General features: G+C 59.4%; 14 protein-coding genes. 5 read left to right on the top strand and 9 right to left on the bottom strand.

What is annotated here, in order from left to right:
- Positions 1–26: 26 nt before the first annotated feature.
- Together erpA and clcA are read right to left on the bottom strand one after the other, a co-directional pair.
- Positions 27–371, bottom strand: coding sequence for an iron-sulfur cluster insertion protein ErpA (gene erpA, locus ACKLKD_RS14550; RefSeq protein WP_002889275.1), 345 nt, complete (start codon positions 369–371; stop codon positions 27–29).
- A gap of 81 nt (positions 372–452) precedes the next feature.
- Positions 453–1871 (bottom strand): H(+)/Cl(-) exchange transporter ClcA, encoded by a 1419-nt coding sequence (gene clcA, locus ACKLKD_RS14545; protein WP_080897883.1) that lies wholly within the window; start codon positions 1869–1871, stop codon positions 453–455.
- A 180-nt stretch (positions 1872–2051) separates the two neighbouring features.
- Here clcA and hemL point away from each other — a divergent pair, with 180 nt between their 5' ends.
- On the top strand, positions 2052–3332 hold the full coding sequence (gene hemL, locus ACKLKD_RS14540) for a glutamate-1-semialdehyde 2,1-aminomutase (protein WP_025712332.1): 1281 nt from the start codon (positions 2052–2054) through the stop codon (positions 3330–3332).
- A 396-nt stretch (positions 3333–3728) separates the two neighbouring features.
- Here hemL and fhuB read toward each other — a convergent pair whose 3' ends face one another.
- The 5 genes from fhuB to mrcB form a co-directional block, all read right to left on the bottom strand.
- On the bottom strand, positions 3729–5711 hold the full coding sequence (fhuB, locus tag ACKLKD_RS14535; RefSeq protein WP_087805044.1) for a Fe(3+)-hydroxamate ABC transporter permease FhuB: 1983 nt from the start codon (positions 5709–5711) through the stop codon (positions 3729–3731).
- Positions 5708–6598 (bottom strand): Fe(3+)-hydroxamate ABC transporter substrate-binding protein FhuD, encoded by an 891-nt coding sequence (gene fhuD / locus ACKLKD_RS14530; protein WP_080897881.1) that lies wholly within the window; start codon positions 6596–6598, stop codon positions 5708–5710. The genes fhuB and fhuD overlap by 4 nt, the downstream gene beginning before the upstream one ends.
- A complete protein-coding gene (gene fhuC, locus ACKLKD_RS14525) occupies positions 6598–7395 on the bottom strand; it encodes a Fe3+-hydroxamate ABC transporter ATP-binding protein FhuC (RefSeq protein WP_087805046.1) in 798 nt (265 codons plus the stop codon). Before fhuC ends, fhuD begins: the two co-directional genes overlap by 1 nt.
- Before the next feature lie 45 nt (positions 7396–7440).
- Positions 7441–9654 carry a ferrichrome porin FhuA gene (gene fhuA / locus ACKLKD_RS14520; RefSeq protein ID WP_080897879.1) on the bottom strand — a complete coding sequence of 738 codons (2214 nt, stop codon included), beginning with the start codon at positions 9652–9654 and terminating at the stop codon, positions 7441–7443.
- 234 nt (positions 9655–9888) lie between these two features.
- Positions 9889–12441 (bottom strand): bifunctional glycosyl transferase/transpeptidase, encoded by a 2553-nt coding sequence (gene mrcB / locus ACKLKD_RS14515; protein ID WP_080897878.1) that lies wholly within the window; start codon positions 12439–12441, stop codon positions 9889–9891.
- Between the two features lie 390 nt (positions 12442–12831).
- On the opposite strand from mrcB, the gene ACKLKD_RS14510 reads away from it, so the two are divergent.
- Together ACKLKD_RS14510 and gspS are read left to right on the top strand one after the other, a co-directional pair.
- Positions 12832–12966: a hypothetical protein gene (locus ACKLKD_RS14510; RefSeq protein ID WP_042929853.1), complete on the top strand. Its 135-nt coding sequence runs from the start codon at positions 12832–12834 to the stop codon at positions 12964–12966.
- A 62-nt stretch (positions 12967–13028) separates the two neighbouring features.
- Complete coding sequence (gene gspS / locus ACKLKD_RS14505) at positions 13029–13403, top strand: type II secretion system pilot lipoprotein GspS (RefSeq protein ID WP_042929858.1); 375 nt, start codon at positions 13029–13031, stop codon at positions 13401–13403.
- A gap of 38 nt (positions 13404–13441) precedes the next feature.
- On the opposite strand, the gene gspB is transcribed toward gspS, so the two are convergent.
- Positions 13442–14005 (bottom strand): type II secretion system assembly factor GspB, encoded by a 564-nt coding sequence (gene gspB / locus ACKLKD_RS14500; RefSeq protein WP_080897877.1) that lies wholly within the window; start codon positions 14003–14005, stop codon positions 13442–13444.
- A 256-nt stretch (positions 14006–14261) separates the two neighbouring features.
- Complete coding sequence (gene pulA / locus ACKLKD_RS14495) at positions 14262–17555, bottom strand: pullulanase-type alpha-1,6-glucosidase (RefSeq protein WP_087805048.1); 3294 nt, start codon at positions 17553–17555, stop codon at positions 14262–14264.
- A 184-nt stretch (positions 17556–17739) separates the two neighbouring features.
- On the opposite strand from pulA, the gene ACKLKD_RS14490 reads away from it, so the two are divergent.
- Positions 17740–17859 carry a hypothetical protein gene (locus ACKLKD_RS14490; RefSeq protein ID WP_042929856.1) on the top strand — a complete coding sequence of 40 codons (120 nt, stop codon included), beginning with the start codon at positions 17740–17742 and terminating at the stop codon, positions 17857–17859.
- A gap of 2 nt (positions 17860–17861) precedes the next feature.
- Positions 17862–18704 carry a type II secretion system protein GspC gene (gene gspC / locus ACKLKD_RS14485; protein WP_087805050.1) on the top strand — a complete coding sequence of 281 codons (843 nt, stop codon included), beginning with the start codon at positions 17862–17864 and terminating at the stop codon, positions 18702–18704.
- Positions 18705–18710 lie beyond the last annotated feature (6 nt).

The raw sequence follows: 18710 nt of genomic DNA, 5'->3' as shown, positions 1-18710 counted from the left end.
TCCCTCCCGCTGGGGAAGAGTTCGCTTTAAACGCTGAACGAGGAGCCGCAGCCGCAGGTGCTTTTCGCGTTCGGGTTGGTCACGATAAAGCGCGAACCTTCCAGCCCTTCGGTATAGTCGACAGAGCCGCCGACCAGATACTGCAGGCTCATCGGGTCAACCACCAGGCCGACGCCCTGTTTCTCGATGGTCATATCCCCTTCGTTCACCTGATCGTCAAAGGTGAAGCCATACTGGAAACCGCTGCAACCACCGCCGGTGATGTACACGCGTAGTTTCAGGTTCGGATTATCTTCATCCGCAATCAGGTGTTTTACTTTGTTGGCTGCGGCTTCGGTAAACTCCAGCGGCAACGCTACGTCATCACTCATTTTTTGCTCCCATTGATACTTCCGGCCGGTTAAAGAATAACCGGACCTTTTGAGCCATTATCTAATACCCTGGTAAATCGTTCAAGTATTCTCCCGGGGTGCTTGCTGCGCTTTTGCCGCCTGCTCGGCCTCCTGCTTCGCCAGAGTCCGTTGCAGAATGGTCGAATACAAAGGCTTACCGCCGAGGAATTGCGCCAGTAGTGTTGCGCCAAGGCAGGTAATAATCATTGGCAAAATGAGCTGATAGTTATCGGTCATCTCCAGCACAAGCACGATCCCGGTCAGCGGCGCGCGCACCGAGGCGGCGAGCAGCGCCCCCATCCCGGCAATGGCGAAAGTGCCGGCATCCAGATGATAGGCGGGGAACAGCGGAATCGCCGCCATGCCGAACGCCGTGCCCAGCAGCGTGCCGAGCGCCAGCATCGGCGCGAAAATGCCGCCCGGCGCACCGGAAGAGAAGCAGATTAGCGTGGTCACCACGCGGGCAATAAAGATAAACAGCAGCAGGCCGACGGAGAAGTTACCGGCAGCGGCGATAGGGATCAGGTTAAAGCCGCCGCCCACCGCGGAGGGCTGCATCAGCCCCAGCAGACCGCAAAGCCCGCCGATTAATCCGCCCATCAACACCCATTTTTTGATGTTGCCACCGTGGATGCGCTGAAACAGGTCCTGGGTGCGCAGCACCAGAAAATTAAACAGTGGACCAAAGCAGCCAAACAGCATGCCCAGCACCAGATACAGCCACAGGGTATTCACCGGGGCGTTGCTCAGCTTGCCCACCTCAATGATCGCCGCTTCGCCGTTGAAAATACGAAACACAATGCTCGACATGATCACGCCGGTAAACACCGCTTTAATAGAGATCAGGTTGTAGCGGAACTGCGGGCGCATCTCTTCGATGATAAACAGAATCCCGGCCAGCGGCGCGTTAAAGGCCGCCGAAAGCCCCGACGCCGCACCGGTCGCCAGCAGCGTGTGCCGCGCCTCCGGGCTGCGCATGCGGAAAACGTCCAGCACCATGCGCCCAATGTTGCCGCCAAGCTGCACCATTGGCCCTTCGCGACCCAGCACCATCCCGGCGCCGAGCGTCCCCATGCCGCCGATGAACTTCACCGGCAGCACGCGCCACCAGCGCACCGGACGCAGCTCCTCCAGCGCCCCTTCGATCTCCGGGATACCCGACCCGCCAGCCTCTGGCGCGAAGCGGCGCACGAGGAAATAGCCAACCATCGCCAGCAGCGCCGACAAGATAAACGCCAGCGGCCAGACCAGATACCAGTGATCCGCGACCTGCGCCAGCGCACCAATCCGCTGGTTCTGCACCCAGTTCACGCTCTTTTCAAAAGCGACGCCCACCAGCCCCGCCAGTGTGCCGACCACCGCCGCCATAAACAGGACTGCCAGCGGCGTTTTATCGCGCTGAATCAAACGGCGCACCGCATCGCCGCGACGCACCCGCACGAACTGATGTGCTTCAAAAGAGGGAGTTTCTGCTTTCATGCCATTATCAATTATTGGTAATACAAATGAGGAGAGAGGCATTTTAGCCGTCCCGGCGCACTGCGTCGTCAAAAAAATGCCCTTGCGGCACATTGTTTCAATTGGGCAAAACTTTCATAACCATCCTGGAATAACTTAGAATAGCCGATAAAACATTTTTCACGAACCAGGACCCTGGCCATGAGCAAATCTGAAAATCTGTACCACGCTGCGCGCGAACTGATCCCCGGCGGCGTAAACTCGCCGGTCCGCGCCTTCACCGGCGTCGGCGGCACACCGCTGTTTATCGAACGCGCGGATGGCGCCTACCTCTATGACGTCGACGGTAAAGCCTATATCGATTATGTCGGCTCCTGGGGTCCGATGGTGCTGGGCCACAACCACCCGGCGATCCGCAATGCGGTGATCGAAGCGGCCTCCCGCGGCCTGAGCTTTGGCGCGCCGACTGAAATGGAAGTGAAAATGGCGGCCCTGGTGACCGAGCTGGTGCCGACCATGGATATGGTGCGGATGGTAAACTCCGGTACCGAAGCGACCATGAGCGCCATTCGTCTGGCGCGCGGCTTCACCGGCCGCGACAAAATCATTAAGTTCGAAGGTTGCTACCACGGCCATGCCGACTGCCTGCTGGTGAAAGCCGGGTCCGGCGCGCTGACCCTCGGCCAGCCGAACTCACCGGGCGTACCGGCCGATTTCGCCAAACATACCCTGACCTGCACCTATAACGACCTCGCCTCAGTGCGGGCGGCGTTCGAGCAATATCCGCAAGATATCGCCTGCATCATCGTCGAACCGGTGGCCGGAAATATGAACTGCATTCCGCCGCAGCCGGAGTTCCTGCCGGGCCTGCGCGCGCTGTGCGATGAGTTCGGCGCCCTGCTGATCATCGACGAAGTGATGACCGGCTTCCGCGTGGCGCTGGCGGGCGCCCAGGCTTATTACGGCGTGGAGCCGGATCTGACCTGTCTCGGGAAAATCATCGGCGGTGGGATGCCGGTAGGCGCCTTCGGCGGCCGCCGTGAGGTCATGGACGCCCTGGCGCCCACTGGCCCGGTCTACCAGGCGGGCACCCTCTCCGGCAACCCGATCGCCATGGCGGCGGGCTTCGCCTGCCTGAACGAAGTGGCGCAGCCGGGGGTTCATGAAACCCTGACCGAACTGACTAATCAGCTGGCGCAAGGCCTGCTGGACGCGGCGCGTGACGCCGGGATCCCGCTGGTGGTTAATAACGTCGGCGGCATGTTCGGCATCTTCTTTACCGATGCCGAAACCGTCACCTGCTATCAGGACGTGGTGAAATGCGATGTCGAACGCTTCAAGCGTTTCTTCCACCTGATGCTGGAGGAAGGCGTGTACCTGGCGCCGTCAGCGTTTGAGGCCGGCTTTATGTCCGTGGCCCACAGTGAACAAGATATCGACAACACCATCGACGCCGCGCGTCGGGTATTTGCCAAACTGTAAGGTGCCTGAATGCCTGGTGGCGCAGGGATTTTCCCGGAGGCGGCGCGCTGCGCCTTATCCGGGCTACCAAATCGCACAACGCAGTAGTCCCGGTAAGCGCTGGCGCCACCAGGGATTTTCCCGGAGGCGGCGCGCTGCGCCTTATCCGGGCTACCAAATCGCACAACGCAGTAGTCCCGGTAAGCGCTGGCGCCACCAGGATTTTCCCGGAGGCGGCGCGCTGCACCTTGTCCGGGCTACCAAATCGCACAGCGCTGTAGCCCCGGTAAGCGTTAGCGCCACCGGGGATTTTCCCGGAGGCGGCGCGCTGCGCCTTGTCCGGGCTACCAAATCGCACAACGCTGTAGCCCCGGTAAGCGCCAGCGCCATCGGGGATGTTGAAGCCATCCAGGATCGTTAGCGACTCTGCTTTCTCAGCAAATAAATAAAGTACGGCGCGCCGATAAAGGTCGACAGCAGCCCCGCCGGGATCTGGTACGGGAACATCATCATCCGTCCGCACCAGTCGGCAAAGACCAGCAGCACACCGCCGGTCAGGCCGGAGATCACCATATGCGGCAGCGTTCGCCGGAAGCCCATCATGCGCGCGATATGCGGCGCCATCAGGCCGACAAAGCTCAGCGGGCCGATGGTCAGCGTCGCCGCCGCCGTCAGACAGGCCGCCAGCAGCAGCAGAATGATCCGCGATGACGTCAGCGCCATCCCTACCGCTCGCGCCGCCTCCCCACCCAGCGGCAGAATGGTTAACCAGCGGCGGCAGAGCGGCGCCAGCGCCAGTAGCACCAGCATTACTGCGCCGCTGCGCACGACCCTCTCCGGCGTCGCGCTATAGGTCGACCCCGCGATCCACGTCAGGATCTGCGCCATACGCGGATCGCCGCTGGCCTGCAGCATCATCAACAGCATGGTGAAAGCGGTACTGAGCGCCATCCCCGCCAGCAACATCCGGTGCGGCGAGAAACCGCCGCGCCCGGCGGCCAGCAGAATAATCAGCAACGTGGCCGCCGCGCCAAGGCTGCCGGCTGGCAGCAGCCAGCCAAAGGCGTCGCCAGGCACGAAGAACAGCATCAGCACCACGCCAAAGGCGGCGCCGGAGCTAATGCCCAGCACTTCCGGGCTGGCCATCGGGTTGCCGGTCAGGCGCTGGATAATACAGCCAGCGACCGCCAGCATAACCCCGGCGAACAGCGCCGACAGCACCCGCGGCCAGCGCCAGGGCAGCAGTTGCTCCAGCAGATCGCCATGAGCCCACAGCCAGCCGTGAGCATCGCGGCCAAAAGCCAGCGCTACGCTCACCGCCAGCAGCAACAACACGACGCCACCGAGAGCAAACCATTGCACGTGATAACGCTCCGGCAACACTTTATCGCCGCCGTTCATCACCGGGGCGCTGATGCTGCGCAGCCGCGGCAGCAGCCACAGCAGGAGCGGCGCGCCAATCAACGCGGTGACCGAGCCGGTGGAGACTTCCCGCCACACCCGGCTCAGCCAGAGGATAATCTGATCCGAAAGCCACAGGAGCAGCGCGCCGATCAGCGCCGCCAGCAGCAGCCGCGCCAGCAGCCGACGGGCGCCAAGCATTTTCGCCAGCAGCGGCGCGAACAGGCCGATAAAGCCGATAATGCCGACCGCGTTCACCAGCAGCGCGCTGATGACGATCGCCAGCGTCAGGGCGCCAAGGCGCGCCAGAGAAAGCGCCAGCCCGAGGTTACACGCCACCCCGTCATCGAGCCCCATCAGGGTCAGCGGACGCAGCAGCAGCAAGATGAGTATTGCCCCGCCAAGCAGCTGCGGCCACAGGCGCTGCACCACGCTCCAGTCGGTTTGCGTCAGCGTCCCGGTGCTCCACAGGAACATGCTCTGCAGTTGGTCGTGATGGAAAATCACCATCAGCTGGTTAAGCGCCCCACAGTAAAGGCTGACCACCAGGCCGGCCAGGATCAGCGTTACCGGCGACAAGCGCTTGCCCCACGAGACGCCAAATACCAGCGCGCCCACCAGACAGGCCCCGGCCAGCGCGGCGAACTGCGACGCCAGCACGCCGGGGATGGCCCACAGGGTGGTGACGGTTATCCCCAGCTGCGCGCCGGTGGCGACGCCAAGGGTGGTCGGCTCCGCCAGCGGATTACGCAGCACCTGCTGGAACAGCACGCCGACGAGTCCCAGCCCGGCGCCGACCAGCAGCGCGACAGCCACCCGCGGCAGCAGGCTGTAATGAAACAGCATCTGGGCGATATCATCGATATCCGGCTGCCACAGCGCCTGCCGCCACTGTGCGTAAGGTAAAGCAACGTGAAGGTTGACGATGCTCAGCGTGAAAGCGGCAACCAGCAGTACGGCCAGCAGGATCATAGCTAACGGCGAGAAACGTGCGTTCATACCGCCCTCCCCTGAGCAGCGGCCAGCACACGGGCAAAATGCATCGCCGACAGCGTCGCGCCGTAGAACCAGACCGCCGGAACGCGCTGGAAGCGGCCCGCGCGCACGAAGGGCATCGCCTGCCATAGCGGCGTCGCCAGCAGCTGAGCCATATCCCGCTCGTTACCATGATCGAAACAGATGACATCGGCCTCGTTAAATTGCGCCAGCCGGTCGATGCCGACGCTGACGCTGCCCCAGAATGCCGCTTCGCCGCGCCAGGCGTTTTTAATGCCAAAGCGGTCAAGCACTTCCTGGAACAGGCAGTTTTCGCCAAACACCAGCACGTGGCGCGGATCGAGCAGGGAGATCATCAGCAGAGAGCGATCGCCGCGCCCGGCAAAACGCGGGCGCAGGCTCTCCATTAGCGCGTCGAACGCCGCCAGGTGGCGCTTCGCCTGCTGTTGCTTACCCAGCAGGTCAGCCATCTCCAGCAGCGAACGCTGGGCCATCGCCAGCGGCCGTTTGCCGTCGCTGAAGGTGAAGCCGCGGCCGGGCGCAATACGCGCCAGCTTTTCCGGCGATGGGCCATAGCCTGCCGACCAGACGATAAACGACGGTTTCATCTGCGTCAGCAGTTCAAGGTTGGGTTCGGTGCGCAGACCAACATCGATCACCGAGTCGGGCAGCGCGGGTTCGTTCACCCACAAGCGATAGTTGGGAATATCGGCCACGCCGTAGGGCGTCACGCCGAGCGCCAGCAGCAGCTCCGCGGGCAGCCACTCCAGCGCGACGACGCGCTGCGGATCGACGTCGGCCGCCTGCGCGCCGCGCATCTGCCACAGCAGCGGCGACAGCGCCATCGCGGTCAACAGGCGGCGTCGGGTTATCAAAGTCGGGTTCATCATTAATAGACAAAGCTTACCGGCGCCGCGCCGGCCGGGTGCGGCAGGATCCCCATCGGGATGCCGTAGATCTGCTCCAGGGTGTCGCTGCGCATCAGTTCCGCTGGCGTCCCCTGGGCGATCATTTCTCCGCCGCGCAGGGCCACCAGATGGTCGCAGTAGCGCGCCGCCATATTAATGTCATGCAGCACCGCGATCACCGTCAGGCCACGCTGCTGGCTGAGACGATGCACCAGCGCGAGGACATCGACCTGATGGGCGATATCCAGCGCCGAGGTCGGTTCATCGAGCAGCAGACAGCGGCTGTCCTGGGCTACCAGCATGGCAATCCACGCCCGCTGGCGTTCACCGCCGGAAAGACTGTCCACCAGCCGATGGGCGAGCGGCTTCAGCCCCACCAGCGCAATCGCCTCTTCCACTTTTTCGCGGTCTGCCGCGCCGAAGCGCCCCAGCGCGCCGTGCCACGGGTAGCGGCCTATCGCCACCAGCTCACGCACCGTCATGCCTTCCGCCGGCGGCAGCTGCTGCGGCAGATAGGCTACTTTACGGGCAAAAGCTTTACTGCTCCAGCTCTCCAGCGGCTGGCCATCCAGCAGCACCTCGCCTGCGGAAGGCGGCTGATGGCGGCCGAGCATTTTCAGTAATGTGGATTTGCCGGAGCCATTATGGCCGATCAGGCCGGTGACTTTTCCAGCCGGGAAGGTGAGCGAGAGCGGATGAAGCAATGTGCGGCCAGGCACACGGAAAGTGACACGATCCAGTGCGAAGGTGGTTTCAGCGTGCGGAGTCTGTTCCTGCATAGCGGTAACCTGGTAGAGGGCGCGGCGAACCGCGCCCGTAGGTGGTTAGAAACGGAAGGTTGCGGTAGCGACGACCTGGCGTCCGGCGCCCCAGTAGCAGGCGTATTCGCTATAGCAGCTGGAGACATAGTCGCGGTCAAACAGGTTGTTGACGTTGACGCCGACCGAAGACCCCGGCAGGCCGAAGCGCGCCAGATCGTATTTCACTGTCGCATCCATCAGCGCATAACCGGCCACATTGAAGGAATCGTTTTTCTTACCGGTGCTGGTGTCATTTTTGTAGTAACTGACCGTTGAACCGATATAACGCGCCCCGGCACCTACCGTCAGACCGCTGAGCGCGGTTTCGTGGAAGGTATAATCCCCCCACAGGGAGGCCATGTTACGCGGCACTTCCGCCGGACGCTTGCCTTCGAAGACGGTGTCGTGAGTGTATTCGGCATCGGTATAGCTGTAAGCCGCGGTCAGGTTGATATTGGCATTAACCGCCGCTTTCGCCTCCAGCTCAAAGCCGCGGGAGCGGATTTCGCCGGTTTGTACGCTGAACAGTCCGGTAGGATCGTTAGGATCTGCCGTCAGGTTCTTATCTTTGGTCAACTGATAGACCGCCGCGGTCACCACCACCGGCATATCTTTCGGCACGTATTTCACGCCGGCTTCATACTGCTTACCGCGCGACGGATCGAACGGTTTGCCGGTGCTATTGGAACCCGATACCGGTTCAAACGATTCGCTGTAGCTAAAGTACGGGGAGATGCCGTTATCAAAGAGATAGTTGATCCCGCCGCGCCAGCTGAACTGCTGGTCGTGATTCTCCGCCAGGCTGTTACTGGAGCGAGTTAATGTTGAGGTGGTGGCGTAATCGTAACGGCCGCCCAGGGTCATGACCCACTTATCCCACTCCATCTGATCCTGCGCGTACAGGCCCGTCTGCTCCATACGGTTAAGGACCGCGTACGGGAAAGTGACCTGAATATTCGGGTTGCCGTACTGCGGATTGGTCATGCTAATGGCATCGGCCGTACCGTAGTCTGCGTCAACGTCGTTACGCATCCGCGAGTAGTCCACCCCGGTCAGCAGCGTATGGCTGACCGCGCCGGTGGCGAAATCAGACTGCAGTTGCGTATCAACGGTAAAGGTGTTCAGGTGCTCATCAGAACGTACGTAGGCGCGATTCATGTAGCCCGGCGCGACATAGCCGTTGCCGTATACCGAACGATACAGCGTATGCACATCGGCATAGCGCAGGTTCTGACGCACGGTAAAGGTGTCATCGAACTGATGGGAGAAGCTATAGCCCACCATCTGCTGGCGACGCGCCATTTTGTTATCGGACTCGCCTTCGTTGAAATCGGTCGGCAGCTTGTGCGCTTTACCGTTGGCATCGTAATACGGCACCACGGTGCCTTCGCGCGGCAACCAGCCGTAGTAGCCCGCGTACGGGTCATTCTGGAAGTTGCTCAGGAAGGTGAAATCGGTTTTATCATCGGGGCGCCAGCTAAAAGATGGCGCCACCGCGTAGCGGGTCGATTTCGCCATTTGCTGCTGCGCATCCTGGCTGCGTCCCAGGCCGGTCAGGCGATAGGACCAGACGCCGGCATCGTCAATGGCGTCGCTGAAGTCAAACCCAGTCTGCCACAGATTGTCGGTGCCCATCTTGAACTGCACTTCTTTCAGCGGCTCGGTAGTCGGGCGCTTGCTGACCATACTGACGATACCGCCCGGGTTGCTGTTGCCGTACAGCACCGAGGTTGGCCCGCGCATCACTTCCACGCGTTCCAGGAAATACGGGTCCATGGAGACTTCAGAGTAGTTGTTACCCTGCAGCTTCATGCCATCCAGATACTGGTTGGTATTGACGGTCGACGAAGTGGTGAAGCCGCGGATGGTGACCACATCATAGGTAGTTGAACTGCCGCGGGTGGAGAAGACGCTTGGCGTATAGGAGAGCGCCTCTTTTACCGTCGTCGGCTGGCGCATCTCCATCTCCTGGCGCGTTACCACCGAGACAGACTGCGGCGTTTTTTCGATCGGGGTATCGGTTTTGGTCGCCGTGGCAGAGCGTTTTGCCGCAATGGTCGGCGCCGGTCCCCAGGCGCTTTCCTGGGCGGTCGGGGCCGCGACGACGGTGATAGTTTCTTCTTGCTTCGGTTGTTCTGCTGCCTGTGCGTAGACAGACATGCCGCTAACCGCCGTGGCTACTACAACTGCGACTTTACGCAGCGAGTGATTTGGCTGAGCAGTTTTTGGACGCGCCATGGGTATATCTCTGATGAAAGTGAATGATAACGTAAACGAGAATTATTATTATGACGGGCGATATAATAGGCGAAACGTTGAAGGCAAGGCAAGCGATATGCCTGTCGGGTCGGACCGAAGGCCGAATTAATAACCAGATAGTTATTATGGGGTTAAAGAGCGGTTAAGTTTTTTACAGGGATAAAAAAACCCCTTAATACTTTCGTATTAAGGGGTCTGGTCAGACGACGCGAATCAGTTGCTGCCGAACATATCCTTGATCCAGCCCGCCACACCGTCGCTCTTTTCCTGCTGCTTCGGCGGCTGTTGCTGCTGTTGTTGTTGCTGCGGCTGCTGCTGCCCGGACTGATTGAACGGGTTGTTCGCTTCCTGCTGCTGCAACTGCTGCTGCTGCATCATCTCGCCCTGACGACACAGCGCATCCGGCTGCGTGGTCCAGACCGGCAGCGAACGCATACCGCCGCTGCAGACGAAGTTGCCATTACTGTCCACGCCCATGTCGACGACATCTTCCGGCGCCGTCAATACCAGCGGCGTCGGCGTCTGGTTCGCCAGATAGCGCTGGTAAATCGACATCGCACCGCTGGCGCCGTACAGTTTGGTCGGCTGGTTGTTATCGCGTCCCACCCAGGTGATAGTCACCTGGCTACCGTCGATGCCGGCGAACCAGGTATCGACGTTATTGTTGGTGGTCCCGGTTTTCCCCGCCAGATGCAGGCCAGGATACTTCGCGCCCAGCTGACGCCCCGTCCCGCGCTGCACCACCTGCTGCATGGTCCACAGCGTCATGTAAGCCGCCTGGGCAGGCACGGCGCGCTCTGCCTGTGGATAGCTCTGATAGAGCACGGTACCATCTTCAGCAATTACTGACCGCAGGGCGGACAGCGGCGCACGGTTACCACCGCTGGCGATCGTCTGGAAGGCCTGGGCCACTTCAATCGGTGTCAGGTTCAGCGCACCCAGCAGCATCGACGGCACCGCGTTAAGCTGATTCTTCGGCGCCCCCAGCTTCGTCCAGGTATCAACCACCGCCGGCAAGCCCAGCGCCATCCCGAGGTTAACCGTCGGCACGTTCATCGAGCGGGTCAGGGCATCCACCAGCATGACCTGGCCGCTGAAGCGACGATCGTCGTTCTGCGGCGACCACGTCTGGCCGTTGGACAGGCGAATGGTCACCGGCGCATCGGCGATCCAGGTATTCAGGCGATATTGATTCGGCTGGCTCAGCGCGGTCAGATAGGTTGCTGGCTTAGCCAGAGAACCAATCGACCGGCGGGCCTGCATCGCGCGGTTGTACCCCGCGAACTGTGGCTCCGCGCCGCCGACCATCGCCCGCACTTCGCCGGTAAAGCGGTCCACCACCACCATGGCGGTTTCCAGATCTGCCAGTTTGCGCTGTTTCTTCAGTACCGGGATCCCTTCGGAGGCCGCTTTTTCCGCCGCATCCTGGGCCACCGAGTCGAAGGTAGTGAAGATCTTCACGCCGGAGAGATCTTTGACTTTATCGCCCAGCTTCGCCTGCAGCTCCTGGCGCACCATCTGCATAAACGCCGGCTGCGGTGAAATCACCCCACCGCGCGGCTGCACGCCCAGCGGACGGGCGCTCAGCATATCGTACAGCTCCTGGTCGATAACCTGCTGCTGTTGCAGCAGACGCAGCACCAGATTGCGTCGCTCCAGGGCCAGCTTCGGGTTGCGCCACGGGTTATATACCGAGGCCCCCTTCACCATCCCCACCAGCAGCGCCTGCTGATCGAGGCTCAGCTCTTCCACCGGACGGCCAAAGTAGTACAGACTGGCCAGCGGGAAGCCGCGAATTTCGTTATCGCCGCTCTGACCGAGGTACACCTCGTTCATATACAGCTCAAGGATGCGATCCTTGCTGTAGCGGGCATCGACGATCAGCGCCATATACGCTTCATTGGCTTTACGCCAGTAGGAGCGTTCGCTGGAGAGGAACAGGTTTTTCACCAGCTGCTGAGTCAGGGTACTCGCCCCCTGCACCGTCCGGCCCGCCGTCAGGTTCGCCAGCACCGCACGGCCGATGGAATAGAGGCTGATGCCATCGTGCTCGTAGAAGTGGCGGTCTTCGGTCGCCAGCAGGGTATCCACCAGCAGGTCGGGGAAGCCGCTGCGCTTCACGAACAGGCGCTGCTCGCCGTTCGGCGATTGCAGCATGGTGATAAGCCGCGGATCGAGACGGAAGAAACCGAACTGGCGGTTATTATCCATATTCTCGATAGTTTCCAGATGGTCGCCGTCGAAGGTCAGACGCGCGCGCACCTGCCCTTCTTTACTGTCCGGGAAATCAAACGGACGACGGATCATCTCGATGCTGTTAGCCTGCACGGTGTATTCGCCCGGACGCGTCATCGCGCTGACCTGACGATACTGGGTGGCGTTCAGCAGACGCACCATTTCGTTTTTGCTGATCTGCATGTCCGGCTCAAGGTTCACCATCCGGCCATAGACCGCGGCCGGCAGCTCCCAGACTTTACCGTCAATGCGACTGCGGATTTTCTGATCGAGGTAGACGCCATAGGCGGCAATCAGCACCGCGAAGACAATCCCCAGCTTAACCAGCAGCCACAGCCAGCTGCGCTTCCGACGAGGCTTGCCCCCTTTGCCTTTAGATTTTCGCGGCACCGGTTTCTCATCCTCATAATCATCGTCATCATATTCGTCGTCGTAGTCCTCTTCCCGAACCCGGCGACGGGTGACTTTTTGTTTTGCCGGACGTGAGGGTCTTCCCTTACGTCCGATAGGCTCGCGGTCATCTCCCGCCATGCTTTTTCTCCGCAACGTTCAGGCGCAAAGGCCTGATTCTCAATACTTCCTCTGTTCAGAGGAAGAAGAAATCTCTCAAATTAACGTCCAGGCTGCTTATCCTTCGGACGACAACCTGCTGGCTGGCAGAACGCGCCGCCAGCCTTTCAGGGGGTTGGTTTGCTTCGTGTCACATGATACTAACAATAAAAATTCACCATAAAATCATTGTGTTAAACGCATCATCAGCAGAATAAGTCAGAACATAGCACGTAATGTTCAGGGCATACAGGATAGCACTAAAATGCGACATTCTTAACCAGCATTTTACCGCCTGCGCACGTAACAAGATGGGAAAGAGTATGTTTTTTAATAACATAAAAAACGGCGTGATCCCTTCCGGTCAACGCAGTGGCATCATCCGCGGATGAAAATATATTTTCCCGGGGCCAACGTTTATTATTGAAAGAAGTAAAGTCGATTAAGCGGCTTTCCGCTGATAAAAATGAGAGGCTGTTAACATTTATGCAGAATAATATTTTATGATGACACCGGGGAAATATTTGTTAAACTAGCGGCCAGTGATTCATTATTTTGATTACTCTATGATGCGTATTCCGCTTATATTTCCGCTTTGCGTGGTAGCCCTTCTCTCTGGCTGCCAACAAAAACCCGCCTCAACGCTCAGCCCGGCCATCAGCAGCCAGGCGCAGCTGGAGCAGCTCTCGTCCGTGGCGGCAGGAACGCGCTATCTCAAGAATAAATGTAATCGTAGCGATCTCCCCGCCGATGAAACGATATATCGGGCGGCGGTGAATGTCGGTAAAGCGCGCGGATGGGGAAATATTGACGTGGCGACGTTAAGCCAAAATAGCGACCGGCTTTACCAACAGCTTTTACAGGACAGCACTCCGGAAGCCACGCAGTGCAGTCAATTTAATCGCCAGCTGGCTCCCTTTATTGCCAGCCTGCGCGGCGACTAAGCGAAATATCCTCAACGCGCCTGTTATTGTGCGCGCTTTTATTCCCCTTTCGGTTCCTCGTCAATTTTTCCGCCGGGCCAGTCCTCCAGCGCCGCCAGGGTAAAGGTCACGCCGTTGAAGCTGAAGATCGTCACATCCTGCTGGATCTGCTCCACCACCAGATTGGGCAGCGGGGAATCGCCCTCCGACCACGCTTTGCCGTTTAACACAATGCTGCGTTTTTCCGCCACCGAGGCGTAGACATGGGCGCTGTAGCGCAGAGGCGGCAGCGTATCGCTGTCCACCACCGGCGTCGCGGGCGCGCTGGGGGTGAGTTTAACCGCCGGTGGCGGCGTTTTTGCCGCGCTATCCTCGGCGGCGGTTAACGGCAGAAGCGCCGCATGGGCTACCGGCAAGGGCAGCGTTTGCGGCGGTGACGGATGGCGCCACTGCTCGCCGCCAAACCAGCCGAGGGCGATAAATAATCCGGCGTACAGCGGGAGGATCCAGCCAGGGATCTGCACCATCCGGCCGCGGATCACCGGCGCGTCAGCCAGCGCCGACGGCGGCTGATGCGCCACCAGCGGCGGGAGCCCTCTTTCACTGTCATCACGAACAATCACAACGGTCTCCTGTTCCCTCACGATAACGAGAAGGCGCCCTTACGGACACCCCAGACTGCTGACAACGTGCAATCTTCAGGGATTGCCCGGCGGCGCTACGCTTGCGCGGGCCGCCAGTTAACTGCATAACTGTTTGATATTGCAGTCTTTCGTAGGCCGGGTAAGGCGTAAGCCGCCACCCGGCAGAAAGGCGAGCACAATAACGAAACAGGTTTGTCATCAGCCAGAGGCGCCCTTACGGGCGCCCCACGTTATGTTATTTACTGCTCACCGGCAGGCCAGCGCCCTGCGATTCCCCCTGTGGCAGCTCGAGAACAGCGACCGACCAGGCCGGCAGCGTGACCGAGCCGTCAGCGGCAACCTGCACGCCGCTCGCCAGCGAACGGTCGCCTGCCGCCTGCTGGATGGCGCTCAGCTGCAGCGATGTTCCGGCGAAGTCCTGCAACGTCCGGCTTTCCGGTGCGGCGTTGATCGCCACCACAATGCCGTCGACGCGGCTGTCCAGACTGGCCCCAGCCTGCATCCCGTCATCAATGGTCATCACCAGCAGACCGGTTTGCTGATCGGCGCCGGTATTGCGGAAGTCCACGCGCTTCATCACCGTCGCGCCATCGCCAAGGGTAAACAGCGGGGACGATTTACGCAGCGCGGTCAGCTCCTGATAAAACGCGGTCATCTGCTTGAGCTCCGTTTCACCCGGAGTAGCCACCGCGTCTTTCACCCGGGCGATAATGTCATAGTTGCTGCCATCATCGCTGCTGCGCGGCATACCCACGTTGTAGTTGTTGTCCTGCAGGGAGTAATCCACGCGGTTAAACCAGTCACCGGAATCATACGAATCGCGGGTAAAAGATTTAGAGCGCAGCAGCTCTGAGCCCTGCTGGTCAAAGGCGATCCCCTGGCCGAGCATCACCGTCGCCAGCGACACCGCCTGCATCCGGACGCGGGTATCGAGATCCGCCTCCTGAGCAGCTTTATAGCTGATCATGTCCCACAGCGTTTGGTTGTCGTGTTTTGACACATAGTTCACGACTTCCGTCGGGTCAGCCGCATAGCCGCCAGGCGCGCCGTTATAGTCAATCTCGCTGCCTTTCTTCACCGCGCCGTCTTTGTCGATCAGCACAAAGTCCGCAAGGTTACCGGCCATGCCCAGACGGGTCAGATCGGCGAGGTGGCGCGCCTGATCGTCGGTCATGCTGGTCAGCTCATTCGGCAGGACGCCGGCGCCGCTGCCCACCCCCTGATTCTGGCGCAATGCATCGCCGGAATCGAACGGCCCGCCGCCGCGCACAGCGTCGCGCAGACGATCGGAGAACGTGCCGATCCCGGTGCCTTTCAGATTGATTTGCGAGGCAATTTCAAAACGATCGCTCTGGTTGGAATCCCAGCCTTCACCAAAGAAGTAAATGTCCGGGTTCAGCGCTTTAATGCGCTCCCAGGCCGAGAGGATCTGCGCTTTCGGGTGGTAGCCCATCAGATCGAAGCGGAAGCCATCGATCTTATAATCGGTGGTCCATACCGCCAGTGAATCAGCGATCAGCTTGGCGAACATCCGGTGCTCTGGCGCCGAGTCGGAGCAACAGGTGGCCGATTCCACGCTGCCGGTGGTTTCATTCAGGCGCTGATAGTACCAGGGGACGATCTTATCCAGCACCGAGGTGCGGTCAGTCGGGCCGGCGGCGTTGGTGTGGTTATACACCACGTCCATAATAACGTTCATCCCCAGATCCTGCTTGATCGCCTGAATCATGGTGCGGAACTCTTTAATGCGCGCCGTGCCTTCCGGGTCGGTGGCATACGAACCTTCCGGCACCGTGTAGTGGAACGGATCGTAGCCCCAGTTATAGGAGTCGGTCTGCGCCACCAGCGTATTCAACGCCTGCACCTGCGGGTTATCCTTGCTGTCGTTCTGCTTCAGCTGAGTCAGCACCTCTTCGACCGTCGAACCGCTGTCGCAATAGCCCGCGAACTCGCTGCTCTTCACCGCGCTGTTGACCTCACAGAGGCGGCTGAACGGCTGCTGAATATCGGCGACTTTGTCGCTGAACTCATTGACCGTCGCCAGATCGAAGACCGGCAGCAGTTCAATATGGGTCACCCCTGAATCCGACAGCTTTTTCAGATGCTGGACCATATTGCTCTCCTGGGCGGTGAGCGCCAGATACTTACCGCGCAGTTCGGCAGGTACGGTTTGATCCCAGGCAGACAGATCGCGAATATGCGATTCATGAATCGTCATTTTCGCCAGATCGGCTTTGGTTTTCTGCGCGTGCGGCATCGTCAGCCCATCCCAGCCTTCCGGCTTCAGCGCGCTGTCGTTCAGATCGACCACCTGGCTGTACTCTGAGTTGGTCGACAGACTGTGGGCGTAAGGATCGGTTACTTCGTACTGCTCAACTTTGCGCGACTGCGGGTGGTAGACCGTCATCGCGTAGCGGTAGAAGGCGCCTTTCAGGTCGCTTCCCCCCTGCCAGGACCAGGCGCCGGAGGCGCTGTCGCGGGTCATCGGATGGCTGGCTACCACTTTCTTGTCGGCGCTGTAGAGCACCAGCTCAACCTGCTGCGCTGTGGGTGCCCAGACGCGGAAGGTTACGCCGCCATCGGTTAGCTGGGCGCCGTAGCTCAGCGCCTCGGCGGCGGCGGCATAGGTATCGTCCAGCACGCCGGCGGTCTGCACCTGGGTGGCGGAGCTCAGGATCCCATCGCTTTCCGCGGCTATCGCCACCGTCTCGCCCTGCAGCAATTCATCGACGTTGACATCATCCGGCAGCTTAAAGGCTGGATAGCTGGCGAGATGCGGGAAGCGCATGCTTACCTGCTGGCTGATGGTGGTGGGGGTCAGCTTGACATATTTATCGGTAAATTCGCCGTTACTGTCGGCAGCGACTTTACTGCTGTGACTGTAATAGAGACGCACAATCGGTTTATTTTCCCCGCCCGGCCACAGCAGGGTGGATTTATCAACCCAGTGCGCCTCGGCCAGCGCCACGCCAAAGGCGGCGCGGAAGGCGTCGGCGCGGGAGTCATAGACCGCGCTGTTGCCGGCGATAACCGATACCGTGCGATCGGTAAAATCACTGAAGGAGACGCGCAGATCGCTGTCGATAAGCTTATCGGTGCCATCGCGAACGATAACGTTGATACATCCGCTCTCTTTGGTCAGCGGGATCACCCAGTAAGGGCCATATTTGTCGCTGCCGGTTGGCGTGGTACTGACATCATTCCAGTCCGCCACCGGTGCGCTCAGCGCATCACAGGTTTCGTTGTTCCATAAATAGAGGTTTTTCGTCGCATAGTCGACCGGCGTACTGCTGGTAATACCGGCGATATCGACAAGATGAATGACAGCCTGATTGGCGGAAGCTTGTACCGCTTCACCAGGGACAGCGACATCCGGTAAACGGACGACGACATCCTGCGGGTCGGGCGTGCCGGGAGTACCTGGATCGCCAGGTGAGCCAGAGGAAGAGGAAGAGGAAGAGCTGTTATCACAGCCACTCAATAATACTAACGATCCAAGAAATAGGGCATGACAGGTATATCTGAGCATTCGATAGTCCCTAATATGCTTATTAAATTATAAAAGGTAAGAAAGGATGAATATTTTTACAGCGCGCTAATTAGATATTTTTGCTTTCGCAGGTGCAATCATCCCCTGAAAATGAGAGGGGGGCGTAGGAAGCCGGGGGAGTAAATCAATAAAGGGAATGACGACCGGAAACCGCAAACTGATTATAATTCGCCACGCTTATCGCCATTCTCCGGCAATAAATAATTCAAAAGCCAATAATCACCTACCTGTTTCGGTAGGGTATGACGTCAGCGTGCAGAAAAATAAATTTGCAAAGGAATAAAGATGCCAATTTCTGTGATGAGGTTAACAAATATAAATAAGGGGATAATTAAATTATTACCTCAAATTGTGACACTCATCATATTAATAACTACCATTCCGCAGCTGGCCAAATTAACCTGGCGCGTGGTATTCCCTGTCAGTCCTGAGGATATTTCCGCCCTGCCACTAACTGCTTCTCCAGGGGCAGAAGCGGAATTAAAAAGCGTGCGCCCCGTATTTACCCTGTTTGGTCTGGCGGCAAAAAATATCCCGGCGCCAGCGGAGGCTACCGACCTCAATCAGGTGCCGGTTTCCAGTCTGAAGTTACGCCTTACCGGCCTGCTCGCCAGCAGCAATCCGGCACGTTCTATCGCCATTATTGAGAAAGGAAAACAGCAAGTTAGCCTTAGCGTCGGCGATACCACCCCGGGATATGATGCGCGGATCGCCGCCATTCTGCCCGACCGGATTATCGTCAACTATCAGGGGCGCCAGGAGGCCATTTTATTATTTAACGACAGCCGCGCGGCGCCGCCGTCAGCCGCCGCGGTGGCCAGTCCTCCCCTCGTGAAGCGACTTCGCGAGCAGCCACAAAATATCCTCACTTATTTATCTATTTCGCCCGTGCTCAGTGGCGACAAACTGCAAGGCTATCGCCTAAACCCAGGCAAAGATGCCTCACTGTTTCGCCAGGCCGGCCTGCAGGAAAATGATTTAGCCATTGCCTTAAATGGCATTGATTTACGCGACCAGGAACAAGCGCAACAGGCGATGCAACACCTGGCCGAACTGACCGAAATAACGCTAACCGTTGAGCGAGAAGGCCAACGACACGATATTGCTTTCGCGCTGGGGGATGAATAATTGCCA

Origin of the sequence: Klebsiella sp. 10982, from assembly GCF_048589245.1 — a bacterium.
Classification (GTDB): Bacteria; Pseudomonadota; Gammaproteobacteria; order Enterobacterales; family Enterobacteriaceae; genus Klebsiella; species Klebsiella quasivariicola.
This window is presented reverse-complemented; position numbering and strand designations above follow the sequence as displayed.

What these genes read in the sequence shown, in the direction of transcription:
- hemL (WP_025712332.1), top strand. Translation starts at nt 2,052, where the DNA reads ATGAGCAAATCTGAAAATCTGTACCACGCTGCGCGCGAACTGATCCCC.
- fhuC (WP_087805046.1), bottom strand. Translation starts at nt 7,395, where the DNA reads ATGCAGGAACAGACTCCGCACGCTGAAACCACCTTCGCACTGGATCGT.
- gspS (WP_042929858.1), top strand. Translation starts at nt 13,029, where the DNA reads ATGCGTATTCCGCTTATATTTCCGCTTTGCGTGGTAGCCCTTCTCTCT.
- fhuA (WP_080897879.1), bottom strand. Translation starts at nt 9,654, where the DNA reads ATGGCGCGTCCAAAAACTGCTCAGCCAAATCACTCGCTGCGTAAAGTC.
- fhuB (WP_087805044.1), bottom strand. Translation starts at nt 5,711, where the DNA reads ATGAACGCACGTTTCTCGCCGTTAGCTATGATCCTGCTGGCCGTACTG.
- clcA (WP_080897883.1), bottom strand. Translation starts at nt 1,871, where the DNA reads ATGAAAGCAGAAACTCCCTCTTTTGAAGCACATCAGTTCGTGCGGGTG.
- erpA (WP_002889275.1), bottom strand. Translation starts at nt 371, where the DNA reads ATGAGTGATGACGTAGCGTTGCCGCTGGAGTTTACCGAAGCCGCAGCC.
- mrcB (WP_080897878.1), bottom strand. Translation starts at nt 12,441, where the DNA reads ATGGCGGGAGATGACCGCGAGCCTATCGGACGTAAGGGAAGACCCTCA.
- pulA (WP_087805048.1), bottom strand. Translation starts at nt 17,555, where the DNA reads ATGCTCAGATATACCTGTCATGCCCTATTTCTTGGATCGTTAGTATTA.
- fhuD (WP_080897881.1), bottom strand. Translation starts at nt 6,598, where the DNA reads ATGATGAACCCGACTTTGATAACCCGACGCCGCCTGTTGACCGCGATG.
- gspC (WP_087805050.1), top strand. Translation starts at nt 17,862, where the DNA reads ATGCCAATTTCTGTGATGAGGTTAACAAATATAAATAAGGGGATAATT.